Here is a 19,036-nt window from a genome sequence, read left to right on the forward strand (position 1 = left end):
GCCGCGGGAAAGCGGAAGGGGGACAGAGAAGTCTCAGGACAGGAGGAGGTCTGCCAGGCGCTGATTGTCTTCTTTTCTCATGAAGCAGAAGCGGATATAGCGGTCGGAGAGGAAGGGAAAGCTGGAACAATCCCGGATCATCATCTTCTGTCGGATGCACCGGTCAAAGAGGTCCCCCGCCTTAAGAGACGGATCTTCAATGCGAAGCAGGATGAAGTTGGCATTGGGAAGGAAGGGGTAGAAGCGGTCAGAGGCCCTAAAGAGCGGGTAGAGGCGCTTGCGCTCAGAGAGGATGAGATCTCTGGTCTTCCTCTTGTAATCCTCGTCCGTGAACATAAGCTGACCGGCGACATCCGCCAGGGAGTTGATCATCCAGGGGTTCTTGACTCTCTGAACCGCAGCGATCATATCGGCGTTTCCCAGAACGGCATAGCCAAGCCGCAAGCCTGGAGCCGCGAAGAACTTGGACGTGCCGCGGAGGACAATGACGTTGTTGTAGTCCCTGGTCAGGGGGACGGAAGTGGAAGCTTCGACATCAGAGACGAATTCGATATAGGTCTCATCCACAATGACGTAGATGCCGAGCATCTTGCAGGTATCTAAGATCTGACGCATCTGGTCCCTGGGAATCAGACTGGATGTGGGATTGTTCGGATTGCAGAGAATGAGCAGCTGATAGCCCTCTGCCAGTCTGGAGCAGAAGTCCTTAGTGTGGAGAAGGAAGTCCTCCTCCGCCCTGAGAGGATAGTAGTGGCTCCTGCCCCCGCTCAGGGCGACAGATCGCTCATATTCGGAGTAGGTAGGTCCCAGGATCAGAGCCTTCCTGGGATGAATGAAGTCGATGAAGAGAGAGATCAGTTCCGTGGACCCGTTCCCAACTATGATCTGATCCATGTCACAGGCCAGATATTGCCCAATGCAGCGGCGGAGAGCTGTGTACCTGCGATCGGGATAGGAGCTGATGGCGTCAATCTGCTCTGTCAATCCCAGGCGCAGCTTGGGAGAGATCCCGAGGGGATTGACATTGGCGGAGAAGGAGAGGATCTCCTCCTTCCGGATCCCATAGATCTCTTCGATTTTCTCCAGATCGCTTCCGTGAAAATGATCCTTATGCTGTATTTGACTCATGATCCGACTCCTTAGAAACTGGCCGCCGCCTTGCGGCAGGCTCCTCATTTAGCTATAATTTTAGCTGATGCATAAGAGGCGTTCAAGCGACGAGAATAGGGATAGAAGCAGGTGCGTAAGAGGATTTGGGCTCTGGCCGATGATGAATTTGATACCCAGGCTCCGGAGCTTTTGGTAAAACCGGACAGGATCGAAATTGAGGCCGCTGAGGCAAGTAAAATCAGCGGCTCTTTTACCGTCGCCTCTAAGAACGGGGTCCCCCTCAGGGGGATTGTCTACTCTTCCAACCCCTATGTGGTCTGCAGGACGGCTCAATTTGAGGGACTTGAGAATACGATTTCCTATGAGGTCCGACTTCCCGGAGCCCGGGCGGGCGATTGCCTGCGGGGGCAGATGACAATCGTGGTCAACCGGGCCTGCCTCAAGGTCCCCTATGAGATTAGCTACCAGAGGGCCGGGTTCCGGTCCTCGATCGGAGAGATTCGGGAGATCCGCCAGTTTGCCCTTCTGGCCAGGGACCACTGGCAGGAGGCTCTGTCTCTCTTCTTCTCCGATGCCTTTGCCCGCTGGATCAAGGGACAAGATCAGAAGATAGAGCTTCTCTACAGAGCCTATCGGAGGGGGATCCTCTCAGGCGTCAATCTGGAGCACTTCCTTGTTGATGCCAGGTTAAAGGAGCCTCTGATCTTCGGTCTGCCGGACGAGACCCGCAAGTACTCCTATCTGAGAGAGGATCAGGAGGACCGGATTCAGCTTCTAAAGAAGGGCTGGGGCTACGGAGAGATCCGCCTGAGAAGTGAGGGAGATTTCATCCGTCTCAATAGAAAGAAGATCTCCTCCGACGAATTCCTGGGACAGGCGGCAGATATCCCTTATCTTCTTCGGGCAGACAGGCTCCGGGCCGGAGTGAATTTCGGCAGCATACAGATCGAGACAAACGGCCTGGTGCACCGGGTCCTGATCCAGGCCTGCAGGGACAGTTTCCCCTCCTCCATTCCCGGAATTCGGCAGAATGAGAGAACTCTGATCGTGCGTGTGATGCGGGATTATGAATCCTACCGGTTGGGCCGTATGAGCCGGCCCGAGTGGTGCCATCGCTGGTTAAGAGATTTAGAGGACCTGCGCTGTCTGGCTCAAGACCGAGAGGTCTTCTGGCAGCTACTTGAGACCATGGCCCTGATGAAAAACGGGCAGACAGAGGAGGCTCTGGACCTGATCGGACGCCTGAAAGAGGAGATCAGCGACAAGAACAGTCCGGACTGGGGCCTTCTTCTCTATCTCTACGCCACCCTCTCTTCTGATGAGGCGAATCGGAGGGAACTGATCCGCCAGATCAATATTATCTTCCGGCGCCACAGAGACCGGGCCGACCTCTTCTCTTGTCTGGTCCATGCGGGCCGGGAGGACCGGGCCCTAAAGTTCGCCTCGATTTGTGAGGAGTCGGAGCATTTTCACTCGCCCCTCCTCTATCTGGAGGCCTATGATCTGCTGCGGGAGGAACCCTACCTGCTGACCGAGGCGGATGACTTCGCACTCCGCTTCTTTGCCTGGGTCAGGAGCCGGAGGGCCTTTTCGTCTGCCCTGGTCGATCGGCTGGTCAAGATTCTTGCGACAGCCAAATCCTATAAACCGGCCTGGGCCAGGATCTTCATGGAGGCGGTCGACGCCTATCCCGCTAAAGAGAACCTGTCTGCCCTTGTCGCCTATCTGCTTCTGGGAAGGCAGGAGTCTCCGGGCGCGCTGATCCGGTATGAACGGGCGATCCGTGAGGAGATCAATGTCACAGGTCTCTACGAGGCCTACCTCAAGGCCCTGCCTCAGGACTCCGTCCATCCCATTCCCCCTCTGGCCGCCCGGTATTTTCTCCTGAAGAACCGGCTTCCCATAGAGAAACAGGCCCTGCTCTACGCCAACATCATCTCATTCAAGGACACCTGTCCCAAGATCTACGAGGCGTATGAAAATCAGCTGAACCGCTTTGCCGAGCAGATGATGATTGAGGGGCGGATCGATGACAACATCGCGATTGTCTACAGCGACTATCTGGATCGGATCAGACCATCGGAGACCGTGGCCAGGGCCATGGCCCCCCTGCTCTTCACCCACAAGATTCTCTGCACGGCGGAGGGGGCCAGGAGGATCCTGGTCTATCACCGGGCCATGGCAGACCCGGTCATGGCATCTGTATCGGGTCAGGCGGCCTATCTGCCCCTCTACGGAGGAGATCAGCTTCTCGTCTTGGAGGATGAGAAGGGGGCGATTACAGCAGGAGAGACCCTCTTCGGCGCGGAACCCCTTCTTGATATCGACCGCCTCTATGAGAGACTGGCTCCCCTGGCCCCGGACAGCCTTCCCTATATCCTGCACGGCCTCTTCCTCTACCCCGGAATGTCTCCCGATAGGCGGCAGCTATTGGTTCTGATCTCTTCCTACAAGGTCCGCGAGGACTTCTGGTTCCCCTATTATGAGAAGCTGCGGGAGGGGGCGGGTTCGGCCGACTTAAGGGGGGCGGCAGAGGACTATTTCTGCAGGCTGTCCGATCTCTCGGAGGCAGACCTTGCCCTCCGGGAAGAGATCACAGCCGCCTGGATCCGCGGGGGACAGTATCACAGGGCCCGCCTGGCTCTTCGGAATTACCTCATGTGCGGTCTTGAGACAGAGGATCTTGCCACCCTCCTCTTAGCCATGAGCCGGGAGGAGAACAGTGATGACAGCCGGGATTTTGGTCTGAGCTTCTGCGGCTTTCTCCTGGACCGGGTCAGGGAGGGTGAATCCGCCGAATCCTGGGAGGAGGAACTTCTCGCCTATATGCTGAGGGGATTTGTCGGAAGTACAGATCGCATGATGGCGCTCTGGCAAATCGCCAGCGAGGCCAAGATGGACCGCTTCCCCCTGGCAGAGCGGATCCTGGTCCAGTCTCTCTATGCCGAGGATATTCAACCGGACCTCCCCAAGGTCTACGATGACTATCGCAGGCAGAGGTCCAACAGCAAGATCACGGAGGCCTACCTGAATTTCTTCGCCAACCGCTATCTGCTGAATACGGATGCCAAGAAGGCGTGCGTCCCGGACCATGTGTTCTTCTACATCTATGATATTTACACAAAGAGGAGGACCCCCTCCCGGTCCTGTATGCTGGCTCTCTTGAAGAGACTGTCTGATTCGGACCAGCTCTCCAATCCGGAGTTTTCTCTCCTGGACCGACTGATCGGGCAGGCCCTGGGGCAGCGCATCCGCTTCTCTTTTATGTTGGAAGTGGATCACAGCCTTCTGATGAAGTATCAGCTCTACGACAAGACCTTGATTGAGCACCGGTCCAAGCCCCGGCAAGCGGTCCATATCCGCTATGCGGTCTCGGACGGTTCCTATCGTGAGGAGCTGATGCGGGAGGTCTATCCCGGCATTTACAGCAAGCAGCTGGTTCTCTTTGCGGGGCAGACGGTGGACTATCTGATCTGGGATGACCCGGAGGGAGAGGAGCGAGCGATCAGAGGCAGGATTGTAAGAGAGGTCAAGACGCAGCTTGACGAGCAGGCGGCGTATGCCCGACTCAACCGAATCGAAGGCCTGCTTGCTGCGGATGACTTGGGGGGGGGGATAGCAAAAATGATGGACTACCGGATGCAGGAGAATATCGCCTCCAGGCTTTTTCCCCTGGTCTAGGAGGGAGGACGGATGAGAGATAAGCGGATTTACTACGGCGTCGATCTGAGCGACTCCTTCACCATGGTTTCCTATCTGGATTCTATGCATGCCGAGCCCAAGACCATGAGCCCGGTCCTGGGAAGCGGCATCTATCAGATCCCGACCTGCATTGCCCGCTTGAAGAAAGAGGACAGCTGGCTCTACGGAGATCATGCGGTCCGGGCGGCCGACCTGCAGGAGGCGGACCTGGTGGATCAGCTTCTCTCGAAAGCCCTGTCAGGGGACAATGTCTATCTGGAGGGAAAGCCCGCAGACCCCTTTGACCTGCTCAAGCTCTTTGTCGAGCATCTGCTGGCCCTGGCTCCCCGGGCCGCAGGACAGATGACTCTGGGGCAACTGGTCTTCACTCTGGACCATGTCGATGGCCCCCGGGTCCGTCTGATCCACAGACTGGCGGAGGCGATGGGCTACCCCGGAGACCTGGTCCGGATCATCGATTACAGGGAGAGTTTCTGCCACTATGTCTATCAGCAGGAGGCGGGGATTTACGCGGGAGATGTCGCCCTCTTTTCCTGCCGGGAGGATAGGATGCGGTTTCTTCGCCTGCACAGAGACCAAAAGACCCGCCCTCAGCTGCTGACCATTGAGGAGAAGCATTTTTTCTTGGATGCGGCTGACAGAGACGGCTCTTTGGACCGGATCATTGGGCAGGCCTTCCGGGGAGACCGTATTTCCGCGGTTTATCTGATCGGACCCGGCTTCGAGGGAGATTGGATGAAGATCTCCATGAACCGACTCTGCAAGGGAAGAAGAGTATTCATGGGTAAGAACCTCTATACCAAGGGGGCCTGTTACTGCGGCAGGGTCTGCTCCGGCGAAGACCCCTGGCCCTTTGCCTACCTCTCCTCCGACGATCTCAAGCTGAATGTCTGTCTCAAGCTGCTTGACTGCGGCAGGGAGACGAACTATCCCCTTCTTAGGGCCGGGCAGAGCCGCTATGAGGCGGAGGGATCCTGTGAAGTGATCCTGGGGGATCAGGCGGAAGTGGATATCTGGCTGCAGGATCCTATAAAGAGAGCTTCGCGCCTGCATGTCATCGGACTGACGGATCTGCCCAAGCGCCCGCCAAGGACCAGCCGTCTTCGGATTCGGGCCAAGGCGACGGACGAGGGGGAGATCGAGATCATCATTTCCGATCTGGGCTTCGGGGACCTCTATCCGGCCAGCGGTAAGGTATGGACTCACCGCATACCTGTGCCGGAGGAAGGAGTGGCAGGATGAGCGCGTTGATTCTATGTCGGTCCCCCCTGGCCAAGTCCCCCTATCTGACCGGAGAGGGGATCCGCATCTTCAGCCCGGAGGAGCTGAGCTTCTATATCGCAACACACATCCAGGAGTTGGACGGGCGCTTCATGAACCTGGATCTCTGCCACTGGATTGACAGCCAGGCGAATATGCACGAGCTCGCCGTAAAGCTGCGCAGGCTCATTCAGGACAGGGCTCCGCTCCAGATCTTCGTGGGAACCCTGCTCCTTGCCATCGGCTATCTCTCCAGACAGGAAGTCCATGAAATTGTCAATGCAATTGCAGTTCTGGCCGGGAAAGGCCCGGGAGAACGGCGGAAAATGACCTGTGATCGCCTGCTCGCCTCGGGGCGTTACCAGGAGGCGATTGACGGCTACCGGTCGCTTCTTGCGGATGCCTCAGAGGCCGGCGCAAATCCCAAGATCATCGGGGACCTCTACCACAATATGGGAACGGCCTACAGCAGGCTATTCTTCTACAAGGAGGCGGGAGAGTGCTTCGAGAAAGCTTTCCAAAAAAATGCCAGCCAGACCTCGCTGCGCGCCATGTTCTCCAGCTATTATCTGCGGGGAGACCTGGATATGGTGGAGATTCAGAGTCAGCGCTATCACGTCGCAGAGGAGATCTTGGAGAGCCTTGCGTCCGGCATCCGGGCGCTGGCTGAGGGGACGGACTTGGTCAGCTACGGGGTAGATTTAAATCGGATGAAAGAGGCCGGCAGAGAAGAGGTACTTGAGGAAGTCCACCGGCTGGAAGAGGCTTATGTCAGAAGCGCCAACTGAATCTGATGCCGGATCAGAGGACCGGGGGGATTGGCGATTGACAAGACTCCATCGGCTTACTAGACTAGAGAGCTGTATGACAGCTAAGCTTACAGATCCGACAGCGGAATCATATCGCGGATGGGAGATGGAATAGAAATGAGTAAGATCAGAACGAGATTTGCCCCCAGCCCTACGGGCCGTATGCATGTGGGAAATTTGCGAACGGCCCTGTACGCCTACCTGGTGGCCAAGCATGCCGGCGGAGACTTTATTCTCCGCATTGAGGACACGGACCAGGAGCGCTATGTGGACGGAGCAATCGACATCATCTATCGGACCCTGGAGAAGACGGGTCTTGTGTATGACGAGGGGCCGGACAAGGATGGCGGCGTGGGCCCATATGTACAGTCTGAGCGCCAGGCCCGGGGGATTTATTTAAAATATGCCAGGGAACTGGTTGACAGGGGTGAGGCCTACTACTGCTTCTGCACGCCGGACCGCCTGGCCAATCTCAAGGTCAAGATCGGCGACAAGGAGATCTCCATATACGACAAGCACTGCCTCCACCTGACCCCGGAGCAGATACAGGCCAAGCTGGATGCCGGGGAACCCTATGTCATCCGCCAGAATAATCCGAGAGAGGGGCAGACCTCCTTCGACGATGAGATTTACGGCCACATCTCGGTTGACAATGCGGAGCTTGACGACATGATCCTGATCAAGTCGGATGGGTATCCGACCTATAATTTCGCAAATGTGGTTGACGATCATCTGATGGGGATCACTCACGTCGTGAGGGGAAATGAGTACCTGTCCTCCTCTCCCAAGTACAACCGTCTCTATGAGGCCTTCGGCTGGGATATCCCCACCTATATCCACTGCCCCCTGATCACCAATACGGATCATCAGAAGCTGTCTAAGAGGAGCGGTCATTCCTCCTATGAAGACCTCCTTGCGCAGGGATTCCTCACGGACGCCATCATCAATTATGTGGCCCTCCTGGGATGGAGCCCGGAGGAGAACCGGGAGATCTATTCTCTTCAGGAGCTGGTCAAGGTCTTCGATTACCATCGCCTGTCCAAGTCTCCTGCCGTCTTTGACATCGACAAGCTAAAGTGGATGAACGGAGAGTACATCAAGGCGCTTCCCTTCGAGGAATTCTACCGGATGGCCCTTCCCTATCTCAAGACTTATATCAAGGGGGACTATGACCTCAAGGCCATCGCCGCCATGGTCCAGTCCCGGATCGAGATCTTCCCCGATATCAAGGACCATGTCGACTTCTTTGACTCTGTCTGCGACTATGACATCAGCATGTACGAGCACAAGAAGATGAAGACCACGCCGGAGAATTCACGCAAGACACTGACGGAAATTCTCCCCATCCTTGAGGCCCGGGAAGATTTCAGCAATGACGGGCTTTTCTCTGCCTGCAAGGAATTCGCCGGGGAGAAGGGCTATAAGAACGGCTATGTCTTCTGGCCCCTCCGAACAGCTGTGTCCGGCAAGCAGATGACTCCGGGCGGGGCTACAGAGCTCATGTCCATTCTGGGCAAAGACCAGACGCTGGCCCGGATCCGGGCGGCCATTGAGAAATTAAGCTGATCGCCGGATCCCACCCCGTCAGGATCAGGAAGAGGAATTGCCTCCGGCTTGAAAGCCGGCAGATAACATGCTATAAATAGGTTCAGTCCCCTTTTTGGGAGACGGAACCTTTTTTTATTTTCTGATTTTATTTTCTGATTTGTTCTTGCGACGTCTTTGTTTGCTCTTCTTGTGGCGTGCTTTTTACGTCTCTTTTATTTCAACAGATAATCATTCATTCCAGGTTCTTTTCCGCGAAGCGGAGCCATCCTTGACTGTTCACGGCGAATTTAAGCATGTGAGAGGGGATGATATACATCAAATGAAAAATAGGAGGTGATCTTATGTTTGATCCGGAGCAGGAGGAGGCAGTCTCTTTCTTCGAAGGGGTCTGTCTTGCGATTGCCGGTCCCGGCGCAGGTAAGACCAGCGTGCTGACCCACCGGGTCCTTCGCCTGATCCGGACAGGGAGGGTGGCGGCGGACCGGATTCTCGTGCTTACTTATACAAGAGAGGCTGCCGCCGAGATGCAGAATCGCTTCCTGGCAATGGCGGGAGAGGAGGGTCTGCGGGTCGTCTTCGGGACCTTTCACTCTGTCTTCTTTCGTATCCTAAGAGAAGAGAGGGGATATGCATCCGACAGTCTTCTCGGCAAGAATGACAGGATCCTGCTGGCGATGGAGGCTCTTATGCAAATGGGTCAGGAGGCGGATCCGAAGAGGGCAGAGGAATTCCTAAGAGAGGCGGAGGGGATTTCGGGCGGAAGCTTAGGCTTAAGCGGATGGGGACAGGAGTCGGCGTCGGGGACGAAGGGGGAAGGTGAGAGAGAGGGGCTTTCGATGGCATTTGCCCGGGCCTACCGGAAATTGAAACAACGCGACAAGCTCTTAGACTACAGCGACATGCTGACGGAGGCCCGGATTCTCCTTGAAGAGGACCCTGGGGTCCGCGCCAGATGGTCGCACCGATTTCAGATGATCCTGGTCGATGAGGCCCAGGACATGGATCCTCTCCAGTTCATCCTGGTCAGGATTCTGGCAGAGGGCTATGGGAATCTCTTTCTGGTCGGGGATGATGACCAGTCCATCTATGGATTTCGGGGGGCGGATCCCGGGATTCTCCGCCATATCCGGTCGCCCTATCCGAACGCTTCCATCATCAAGCTCCGGACCAATTACCGGTCCTCCCCGGGGATTGTAGAGGCATCCCAGAGGCTGATCCGCCACAACCGCCTGCGATACGAAAAGAGCATCCGGGCAGACCGGGCTGAGGGAGGAAGACTTGTGATAAGACGCCTTCCGGATCCGGGCGAGGAGGTCAGGCACATCGCCCGATCTCTTCGGAGGAGGGAGAAAGAGGCGGCCGTCCTCTTCCGAACCCGGGCCCAGTCTGATGGGCTGGTTCGTGCGCTTCGCGCGGAGGGAATCCCCTTTTATATGCGGCAGGAGGATCGGACGGTCTGTGGACACTGGCTGACCAGGGATGTTCTATCATACTTACATCTGGCCCTGGGGGAGCGGAGGAGGGAGGACCTGCTTCGGATCATGAACCGCCCGCACCGAATGCTCCCCAGATCCTGTGTGGAGGAAGGGGAATTTGACTGGACCGGACTCCGCCGACAGTTTGACGCCTCTTCCGTCCAGGCAAAGGGGATCCTGGAACTGGAGCGGGATCTACACTTCATGTCCCGGGCCTCTCCCTATGCCGCCCTGACCTATCTCCTGGGCAAGGTGGGCTATCGGTCTTTCCTGGAGGAGGAATACGGGGGAAAGGCAGGAGACCGGGAGGAGATTGAGCTGATGCTTGGAATGCTGATGCGATTGGCCAGGGAGATTGGGGGACGGGGAGAGGAGGCCCTGAAGACCTATCTGAAGCGACTACACAGGGAGGAACTGCCGTCTTGGAAAGAGAATCCCTGTGAGGGGGAGGAAACGGGCCCCCCGGTCGGCCTCTTCACCTTCCACGGATCCAAGGGACTGGAGTTCGACCAGGTCTACATCATGGACGTCAATGAGGGAGTGACCCCCTCTTCAAGGGCCGAGAGCGAGGCGGCGATGGAGGAGGAGAGGCGGATCTTCTATGTCGCCCTAACGAGGGCGAGAAGAGAGGTCTTTCTGTATTCCTGTCTCAATAGGGGCAACAAAAAACTTGCCCCCTCTCGCTTTCTGGCAGAACTGCAGAAGGAGGAGGAAGGCAAGGCTATCTCCGACTCGGAGGGTGGATCCGGGGGCCTATGACCGGGGATAATCCCGGTCCACCAGCTGGCGGAAATACCGGCTGACCCGCTCGTATTCCTCATCGGACTGAATGTTGTCGATGGAGGGATCAGCATTGGAATTCTCCAGATAGCGGTAGATGTAGACCATGCTGTCGTCAAGGGGATCACCGTACTCATCGACCGGCATGAGGACAATGTAGTCCTGTCCGTTGAGCGTGAAGATCGTCAGGATCTCACAGTCCAGGTCCCGGCCCTCCAGTTCAATGGTGACCATGACATCATCATCCTCTTCTGCGGGAACCTGTCCCGGGGTATTTTCTTCCAGCATGTCCTTCTCCTTATCTTGTGCAGATCAATCGCTTTGAATTGAGTCAGATTATAGGAGAAGGGCAGGAGGATTTCAATGCCAGGAGAGCCCCCTCACCGGTGATTCCTGCATGGGCAAAAGCTCCGATGCCAATGACAGGGGAGACGATCTCTCGTATAATTATCTGGGTAGATTTGACTGAGGAGGAAAGAATGTGGAACTGGCTTGGTCACCTTCGCACGATTCATCATCATAAAATGTTGGTCATGCGGGGCTGCTTCGCCCTGGGGCTCTACCGTCAGGGCCTGATGCACGACCTGTCCAAGTACTCTCCGACGGAATTTCTGGTCGGGGCCAGATATTATACGGGAGTTCGAAGCCCGAATGACGGGGAGAGAAGAGACCGGGGCTATTCCCTGGCCTGGCTCCATCACAAGGGACGAAACAAGCACCACTTTGAGTACTGGATTGATTACGCGATCGATGAGGCGCAGGGCCCCGGAATGGTGGGGATGAAGATGCCCGTCAATTATGTGGTGGAGTCCTATGTCGATCGGGTGGCGGCCTCTAAGAACTACCAGAAGGAGAAGTACAGGGACGACTCCGCCTGGACCTATTATCTGCGGGGAAGAGACCATCTTGTCATCCATCCGCGGACTCAGGCCCTCCTCGAGTTCATGCTCTTCTTCCTGGCAGTCCGGGGAGAGAGGGAGGCGAATGCCTACATCCGCCGGCGGATCCTTGCCAATCGGAAGAACTACGATGCCTATCCGAGCCTCCCTAATTTTGACGAGAGGACAGGCCGGGTCCTGGAGATCAGCGAGGCGATGCTGCCCAAGGCTCGCGCCTACCAGTCAGGTAAATGATGCGGCTATCAATCAGACAAATGATCGGAGTAGGGTCTGCATATCCGAGGGCAGAGCACTCTCAAAGCACATCTTGCGACCGGTGATCGGATGGGGAAAAGTCAGTCCGGCGGAGTGGAGGGGCTGGCGACCGATGACATCATAGACGGGATGATAGAGATGGTCCGCCGGGAGCGGATGGCCCAGATAGTTCATGTGGACCCGGATCTGATGGGTCCGGCCGGTCCCAAGCTGTATTGCAAGCAGGGAGTAGGCCCTGCCTTCTCTCAGGATCCGAAAGTCGGTCAGGGCAGTCTGTCCCTTTTGGAAGTCTACCTCCCGCTCGAAGAGTGAGCCCTCTCTGCGGGCGATGGGGGCACTGATCCGGCCGCCGCACAGTTTCTGATCGGAGTCATAGCGCGGCAGGACAGCTTCAAGCGAGAGAAGGCCGGGATCGGAGGAGAGTGAGCCCTCAACGATACAGAGATAGCTCCTGTGGATTCGGCGCCGGTCAATCATCTGTTTGATGCGGGCGGCCGCGAGAGCGTTCTTGGAGATCAGGACCAGACCGGAGCTGTCCATATCGAGTCGGTTGGCAATCCGAAAGACGAAGGGGATGCCCTGCTTCTGATAATAGTACAGGACGGCATTGGCCAGGGTATCTTCCTGATGGTTCATAGAGGGGTGAGAGGGCATTCCGGCCGGCTTGTCGACCAGGAGGATATCCTCATCCTCATAGACGATCTCAAGGGGAAGGTCCACGGGAGCGAAGGCAGAGGATGTCCGGTCCTCCAGGATGATCCGGATCTTGGATCCGGCGGCAAGAGGATACCAGAGGGCAGGTTTTAGGCCATTGATCCGGTAGTCCTGGTCTCCGGACCGCAGGGCCGAGACGATGGATCTGGGGAAGCGCATCTCCTTCCGCAGCCAGTCATAGGCGCTGTCATAGGCATGTTCATTTTCATAGTCTAGTATTCGTCTCATTCTGCTTATCCTAGCAGATACAAACGCTTTTTTTAATCACTTATTTTTTTCACGATTCGTTTTCTCGACGATAGATCGTAATAACAGACCATTTTTCCTCTATTTCTTCTGCTGTCCGCATCGAGGGCAGCTTTCACCGCATTAGGAGTTGCTATGTACAGTCAAGTTAATACGGCAATTATTCAGGGGATTGAGTCCCAGCCGGTTCTGGTAGAGGCGGATGTCTCTGACGGCATGCCTGTCTTTGAAATGGTCGGCTTCCTGTCTGCGGAGGTAAAAGAGGCCAGGGAGCGGGTCCGGACGGCTCTTCGCAATATCGGGATCCGGCTCCCCATCAAGCGGATTACGGTCAATATCTCACCGGCTTCGATTCGCAAATCGGGAACGGGATTTGATCTGCCGGTAGCCCTGGCCATTCTGGTCGCAATCGGAATCATAGATCCAAAGAGACTCCGGGGCCTGATCACAGTCGGGGAATTGGGCCTGGACGGGAAAATCAATCCGGTGCGCGGAGTCTTGCCGATTGTGATGGCGGCACAAGAGGCCGGCCTGACTTGCGCCATGATCCCAGAGGGTAACCGAAAGGAGGCGGCCCTGACCGACGGCCTAAAACTGGTCCCGGTGGCCCATCTGGAGGATGTCATATCCTATCTGGGAGGAAGCTGCGCCGGAAGGCAGAAGGCGGAAGCGGAAGAACGCAGGCCCGGGGCAGGGAGACCGGCTCGTCGGATCCGGGAGAGGGAGGAAAAGACAAATGATTTCAAGTATATCCGTGGGCAAAAGAGCCTGAGAAGAGCCTGCGAGATTGCCGTCAGCGGGAGACACAATCTTCTTATGATCGGACCTCCGGGAGCGGGCAAGACCATGCTGGCCAAGGCCATACCAAGCATCCTTCCCCCCATGACAAGAGAGGAGGAAGTGGAACTCTCCAAGATCTACTCGGTCAGCGGTCTTCTGGCAGACAGGGGGCAGTTGATGCAGGAGAGGCCCTTCCGGGCGCCCCACCACACCATCTCTCCGGCCGGGCTGGCCGGCGGAGGCCTGATCCCCCGACCGGGGGAGATCTCTCTTGCGAATGGAGGCGTCCTCTTCCTGGATGAATTGCCGGAGTTCGACCGATCCACCATTGAGATCCTCCGGCAGCCAATGGAAGAGGGCCGGGTGCGCATTGTCCGGCAGCAGGCGGACGTGGAGTATCCGGCTGATTTTATCCTGGTTGCCGCAATGAACCCCTGTCCCTGCGGCTACTTTCCCGATCCCAAGAGGTGCCGCTGCAGGCCCTGGCAGGTCAGAGATTATCTGGGGAAGATCTCAAAGCCTCTCCTGGACCGCATCGACCTGTGCGCTTCCGCAAGCCCCCTCTCCTTCGACGAGTTGGTTCTCGAGGGGGAGGCGGAGAGCTCCGCCTGCATACGAGAGAGGGTCCTTAAGACAAGGCGGATCCAGGAGAAGCGATTTGCCGGAAGCGGGATCTCCTGCAACGGACAAATCCCGGCAAAGGCCCTTCGGACCTATTGCTCTTTGGGAGGAGAGGAGGAGGATTATCTGAGACTCTGCTTCGATAAGCTGGGGCTTACGGCAAGAGGTTATGTCCGGCTCCTTCGGGTGGCAAGAACAATTGCGGATATGGAGGCGAGCGGGGAGATCAAAAAGAGACACCTGCAGGAGGCGAGAATCTATCACGGACTGGCTCCGGAATACGGGACGGATCTCTGAGCATATATAGAGCAGATGATAAGAGGGGAAGATGATGGGGAAGATCAGATATGAGAGAAATGAGGAGGCAGAGGGACCATATCGCTATTGGCTGACCTGCGTCCGGGGAAGCGGGCTTGGAAACAGGACAAAGCGGAAGCTGCTCGACCGCTTCTTGAAGCCATCAGCGGTCTACCGGGCGACGGCGGATGACCTGGGCGGGCTTGCCTTCATGAAGGAGGAGGGAGTCCGTAGTCTGATTGCCCAGAGAGAGAGCTGGGACCTCCGGGCCGAATATGAGAAGTTCTTAAATGCGGATATGGGGCTTGTCACACTGGATATGGAGGAGTATCCGGCCAATCTGCGCGTGCTCTATGACGCGCCACCGGGTCTTTTCTTTCGGGGGAGGATTCCGCCCGGGATCAGCCGCGGAGACCTGAGGACCGCCGCAATTGTCGGCGCAAGATCGCCGTCGGCCTATGGGAGGCGGGTCGCATTGGATCTGGCGCGCATGCTCACGGACTGCGGATATGCGATTGTCTCCGGGATGGCCAGGGGCATCGACGGGGCGGCGCAGACAGCCTGTCTTGATGCAGGAGGAGAGACGATCGCTGTCCTGGGCTGCGGGGCAGACCTGGCTTACCCAAAGGAGCACTGGCTGCTCTATGATCGGATTGTCGAGTCCGGCTGTGTGATGAGCGAATACCCGCCGAAAACAGCCCCCCTGGCCCGGAATTTCCCGGCGAGGAACCGTATTATCTCCGGACTTGCGTCGGTTCTGCTTGTCATAGAGGCGAGACGAAGGAGCGGATCCCTGATCACTGCGGATTTCGCTCTGGAGCAGGGAAAGGACATCTATGTTCTGCCGGGGAGAATCACGGATCCGCTGAGCGAGGGATGCAATGCCCTCCTCCACCAGGGGGCGGCCCAGATGATCTTAAGCTACGAGGACCTGATCGAGGACTTGGACCTGGCCGCCGGGATGGGACATTTCAGGCCAAGAGAGGACCCGGGCCGCCTGCCGGATCTGGGGGAAGACCAGAAGAAGGTCTATGAGTGCCTGGATTTCTATCCCCTGGACTTAGACCGCCTGACAGTGCAAAGCGGCCTGTCCTACATTGATGCGGTGCGCGCTCTGACGGAACTCTGTGATCTGGGGATCGCTGCGGACCGATCCCACAACCAGTTCATGAAATTAATCTGACCGGATGCGATCGGACCCCCGATCGGACTTCGGATCGGACTCTGGATGGGACCTGACCGGAATATGTCGGCTTGAAAATAGAGATTTGCTGTTGTATCATTGCCTAGAATTTCTGCCTCCGGGGGAGGAGGCATCATGCGCGTTGTTTTTCGGATTCAGTATCAAAGGAAACTCTTTCATCATGGCAAAATATCTGGTCATTGTGGAGTCGCCCACGAAAGTCAAGACAATTAAGAAGTTCTTAGGGAAAAACTATGAGGTGATGGCGTCTCAGGGGCATGTCAGAGACCTGCCCAAGTCCTCTTTGGGAATTGACATCGATCATGATTTCGAGCCCAGGTACATCACGATTCGGGGTAAGGGACAGCTCCTGGCCTCTCTTCGCAAGGAGGCCAAGAAGGCTGACAAGATATACCTGGCGACAGACCCGGACCGAGAGGGAGAGGCGATTTCCTGGCACCTGCTCGCGGCACTCAATGTCGACCCTGCCAAGCCCATTCAAAGAATCACCTTCAATGAGATTACAAAAAACGCGGTCAAGGAGGCGATCAAGCATCCCAGGGAGATCGATATGGATCTGGTGGATGCCCAGCAGGCCCGCCGCATCCTGGATCGGATGGTCGGCTACCGGATCAGTCCCCTGCTCTGGGCCAAGGTAAAGCGGGGCCTTTCCGCCGGCCGGGTCCAGTCTGCGGCCCTTCGGATGATCTGCGACCGGGAGTCCCAGATCGATGCCTTTATTCCCAGGGAGTACTACACCCTGGACGTCATCCTCAAGGCGGATTCGATGACCGGGCCCCTGCTCGCCCACTATTATGGAGACGAAGAGGGGAAGAAGGAGATCGGGTCCAAGGATCAGCTGCGGGAGATTCTGGACTCTCTTCAGGGGGCGGACTACGCGGTTTCTTCTATTACTAAGACCAGGCGGGAGAGGAAGAGCCCCCTGCCTTTTACCACATCAACCCTTCAGCAGGAGGCATCCAAGGTGCTCAACTTCGCCATCCAGAAGACCATGCGGATAGCCCAGCAGCTCTATGAGGGAGTTGACATCAAGGGCAGCGGGACGGTCGGCTTGATCACCTATCTCCGTACCGACTCCACCCGTGTTGCCAGGGAGGCCAGGGAGGCAGCAGCTTCCTTCATTGAGAGCAACTATGGAAGCGACTACAGAAAAGAATACCATTCCGGGAAGAAGTCCGGGTCTGTTCAGGATGCCCACGAGGCCATTCGCCCCGCGGACCTGACCAGGATTCCCAGTCAGATCAAGGATTCCCTCTCAAGAGATCAGTTCCGTCTCTACCAGCTGATCTGGAAGCGCTTTATGGCTTCCCAGATGGCCAACGCCGTCTATGAGACAAGCAATGTAAAGATCGGGGCGAAGGAGTCTGTCTTCACGGTATCATCCAGCCGGGTCCTCTTTGATGGCTACACCCTCATCTATATGAATGCCGATGACAAGGAGGGGGAGGACAAGCAGAACTTAGAGAAGATCAAGAGGGACACAAAGCTCTCTTTTCAATCGTTTGATGAGAAGCAGCACTTCACCCAGCCGCCGGCGCATTTCACGGAGGCATCTTTAGTGCATATGCTCGAGGAATTGGGCATCGGCCGTCCCTCGACCTACTCCCCCATTGTCTCTACCCTGCTCAAGCGCCGCTATATCGTAAAAGAGGGACGGAGCATTTTCGTGACGGAATTAGGACAGGTTGTCAATGACATCATGAAGGAGTCTTTCCCGAGCATTGTCGATCAGAACTTTACAGCCAACATGGAGAGGCTCCTGGACGGAGTGGAAGAGGGAAAGGTAGAGTGGAAGTCTCTGGTCAGAAACTTCTATCCGGATCTGGATGCCTCCGTTCAGAAGGCGGAGCGGGAACTGGAGAAGGTTCAGATTAAGGAAGAGCTGTCGGACGTCGTCTGCGAGAACTGCGGCCGGCAAATGGTGATCAAGTACGGACCGCATGGGAAATTCCTGGCCTGCCCCGGCTTTCCCGATTGCCGGAACACCAAACCCTATCTGGAGAAAATCGGGGTTCCCTGTCCCCTCTGCGGCAAGGATGTCGTGCTAAAGAGGACTAGGAAGGGCAGAATCTACTACGGATGTGAGGACAACCCCTCCTGCGAATTCATGTCCTGGAACCGGCCTGTCAAGGAAGCCTGTCCCAAATGCGGGAAATACATGCTGATCAAGGGGAATAAAATAGTCTGCTCAGACCCAGCCTGCGGTTATTCCAGGGCCAGGGAAGACAAAGAATCCTGAGAATCGGGGCTGACCTGTCCCGGATCCGGTGGAGCTTGTGGATATTTTCGGCCGATTCGCGAAATCATTCTAAGAAAAACTGCTCTGACGGTTGAATTGTCAAAAAATGATGTTAAAATATGATCAAGATAAAAACGGATCCGTTGATCTGAGAAAGTGGATCAGTTCATCGGAGAACAGGAGGGGGCATTATGAGCGTGGAATTGCTGGATAAAACCAGAAAGATCGGCAAGCTGCTTCATAACAATTCATCTTCGAAGGTGATTTTTAACGATATCTGTCTTGTCTTGACCGATATCCTGGAATCCTCTGCTCTTGTCATCAGTCGAAAGGGGAAGATACTTGGATTGGAGCTGGGCTCCGGCGGAGCGGAGCTGACAGAGCAATTGAGTAAGGAGGTAGGAACTTTCATCGAGCCGGTGCTGAATGATCGGCTTCTGGGAATCCTCTCAACCAAAGAGAATGTGAACCTGGAGACCCTGGGCATCTCCGGTGATATGATTGCGGGCTGTTCTGCGATCGTCACACCGATTGACATCGCGGGTGAACGCCTGGGAACGATGGTCGTATATCGCTATCACAAGAACTATGGGATTGATGACATCATCCTCTCCGAGTACGCGGCGAGTGTCGTCGGGCTTGAGATGATGCGGTCTGTCAACGAGGAGAATGCGGAGGAGGCGCGCAAGGAGCATGTGGTCAAGTCCGCCATTAACACCCTGTCTTTCTCTGAATTGGAGGCGATCATCCATATCTTCGATGAGTTGGAGGGAGATGAGGGGATTCTGGTTGCCTCAAGGATTGCGGACCGGGTGGGGATTACAAGATCTGTGATCGTCAATGCCCTTCGCAAATTTGAGTCCGCCGGCGTGATCGAGTCCAGGTCCTCCGGCATGAAGGGAACCTATATCAAGGTGGTCAATGACTATGTCTTCGAGGCTCTCAAGGAGATCAAGAAACAGAACGAGAAGATCAGCATTCGGTGATTTGACATTCCTATCGTCCCGGTAGCATTTGCCGGGGGAATAAGCCAGACAGACCAATGGTCGATTGAAAATCGAAATTCTACATGAAAAGTTAAATTCTACATGCACGAC

Annotated in this window: 13 protein-coding genes; 10 read left to right on the forward strand and 3 right to left on the reverse strand. The window is 56.1% G+C overall.

The window, feature by feature from the left end:
- Positions 1-33 precede the first annotated feature (33 nt).
- Positions 34-1,128: a pyridoxal phosphate-dependent aminotransferase gene (locus ACO5R6_RS05920; protein WP_485626267.1), complete on the reverse strand. Its 1,095-nt coding sequence runs from the start codon at positions 1,126-1,128 to the stop codon at positions 34-36.
- Positions 1,129-1,239: 111 nt separating this feature from the next.
- Between ACO5R6_RS05920 and ACO5R6_RS05925 the strand changes: the two genes are divergently transcribed.
- From ACO5R6_RS05925 to ACO5R6_RS05945, 5 genes are all read left to right on the forward strand, one after another.
- Complete coding sequence (locus tag ACO5R6_RS05925) at positions 1,240-4,791, forward strand: DUF5717 family protein (RefSeq protein WP_485626268.1); 3,552 nt, start codon at positions 1,240-1,242, stop codon at positions 4,789-4,791.
- Between the two features lie 12 nt (positions 4,792-4,803).
- A complete protein-coding gene (locus tag ACO5R6_RS05930; RefSeq protein ID WP_485626269.1) occupies positions 4,804-6,054 on the forward strand; it encodes a DUF5716 family protein in 1,251 nt (416 codons plus the stop codon).
- Positions 6,051-6,860 carry a DUF2225 domain-containing protein gene (locus tag ACO5R6_RS05935; RefSeq protein WP_485626270.1) on the forward strand — a complete coding sequence of 270 codons (810 nt, stop codon included), beginning with the start codon at positions 6,051-6,053 and terminating at the stop codon, positions 6,858-6,860. Before ACO5R6_RS05930 ends, ACO5R6_RS05935 begins: the two co-directional genes overlap by 4 nt.
- A 138-nt stretch (positions 6,861-6,998) precedes the next feature.
- Entirely contained in the window at positions 6,999-8,447 is a 1,449-nt protein-coding gene (gene gltX / locus ACO5R6_RS05940) for a glutamate--tRNA ligase (protein WP_485626271.1), read from the forward strand.
- Positions 8,448-8,770: 323 nt separating this feature from the next.
- Positions 8,771-10,663: an ATP-dependent helicase gene (locus ACO5R6_RS05945; RefSeq protein WP_485626272.1), complete on the forward strand. Its 1,893-nt coding sequence runs from the start codon at positions 8,771-8,773 to the stop codon at positions 10,661-10,663.
- On the opposite strand, the gene ACO5R6_RS05950 is transcribed toward ACO5R6_RS05945, so the two are convergent.
- A complete protein-coding gene (locus tag ACO5R6_RS05950) occupies positions 10,658-10,972 on the reverse strand; it encodes a DUF1292 domain-containing protein (RefSeq protein WP_485626273.1) in 315 nt (104 codons plus the stop codon). The genes ACO5R6_RS05945 and ACO5R6_RS05950 overlap by 6 nt on opposite strands.
- 191 nt (positions 10,973-11,163) lie before the next feature.
- Between ACO5R6_RS05950 and ACO5R6_RS05955 the strand changes: the two genes are divergently transcribed.
- Positions 11,164-11,817: a DUF5662 family protein gene (locus ACO5R6_RS05955; protein ID WP_485626274.1), complete on the forward strand. Its 654-nt coding sequence runs from the start codon at positions 11,164-11,166 to the stop codon at positions 11,815-11,817.
- A 12-nt stretch (positions 11,818-11,829) separates the two neighbouring features.
- Here ACO5R6_RS05955 and ACO5R6_RS05960 read toward each other — a convergent pair whose 3' ends face one another.
- Positions 11,830-12,780 (reverse strand): RluA family pseudouridine synthase, encoded by a 951-nt coding sequence (locus tag ACO5R6_RS05960; RefSeq protein ID WP_485626275.1) that lies wholly within the window; start codon positions 12,778-12,780, stop codon positions 11,830-11,832.
- 153 nt (positions 12,781-12,933) lie between these two features.
- Here ACO5R6_RS05960 and ACO5R6_RS05965 point away from each other — a divergent pair, with 153 nt between their 5' ends.
- The 4 genes from ACO5R6_RS05965 to codY all read left to right on the forward strand — a co-directional run bounded on the left by ACO5R6_RS05965 (position 12,934) and on the right by codY (position 18,925).
- The gene (locus ACO5R6_RS05965) at positions 12,934-14,496 is read left to right on the forward strand and encodes a YifB family Mg chelatase-like AAA ATPase (protein ID WP_485626276.1); all 1,563 of its coding nucleotides are present in this window, start codon (positions 12,934-12,936) and stop codon (positions 14,494-14,496) included.
- 34 nt (positions 14,497-14,530) lie between these two features.
- On the forward strand, positions 14,531-15,679 hold the full coding sequence (gene dprA / locus ACO5R6_RS05970) for a DNA-processing protein DprA (protein ID WP_485626277.1): 1,149 nt from the start codon (positions 14,531-14,533) through the stop codon (positions 15,677-15,679).
- A gap of 181 nt (positions 15,680-15,860) precedes the next feature.
- Complete coding sequence (topA, locus tag ACO5R6_RS05975; RefSeq protein WP_485626278.1) at positions 15,861-17,939, forward strand: type I DNA topoisomerase; 2,079 nt, start codon at positions 15,861-15,863, stop codon at positions 17,937-17,939.
- A gap of 191 nt (positions 17,940-18,130) precedes the next feature.
- On the forward strand, positions 18,131-18,925 hold the full coding sequence (gene codY, locus ACO5R6_RS05980; RefSeq protein ID WP_485626279.1) for a GTP-sensing pleiotropic transcriptional regulator CodY: 795 nt from the start codon (positions 18,131-18,133) through the stop codon (positions 18,923-18,925).
- The last annotated feature ends 111 nt before the right edge of the window (positions 18,926-19,036 follow it).

The sequence above is a fragment of the Shuttleworthella sp. genome, from assembly GCF_057251025.1.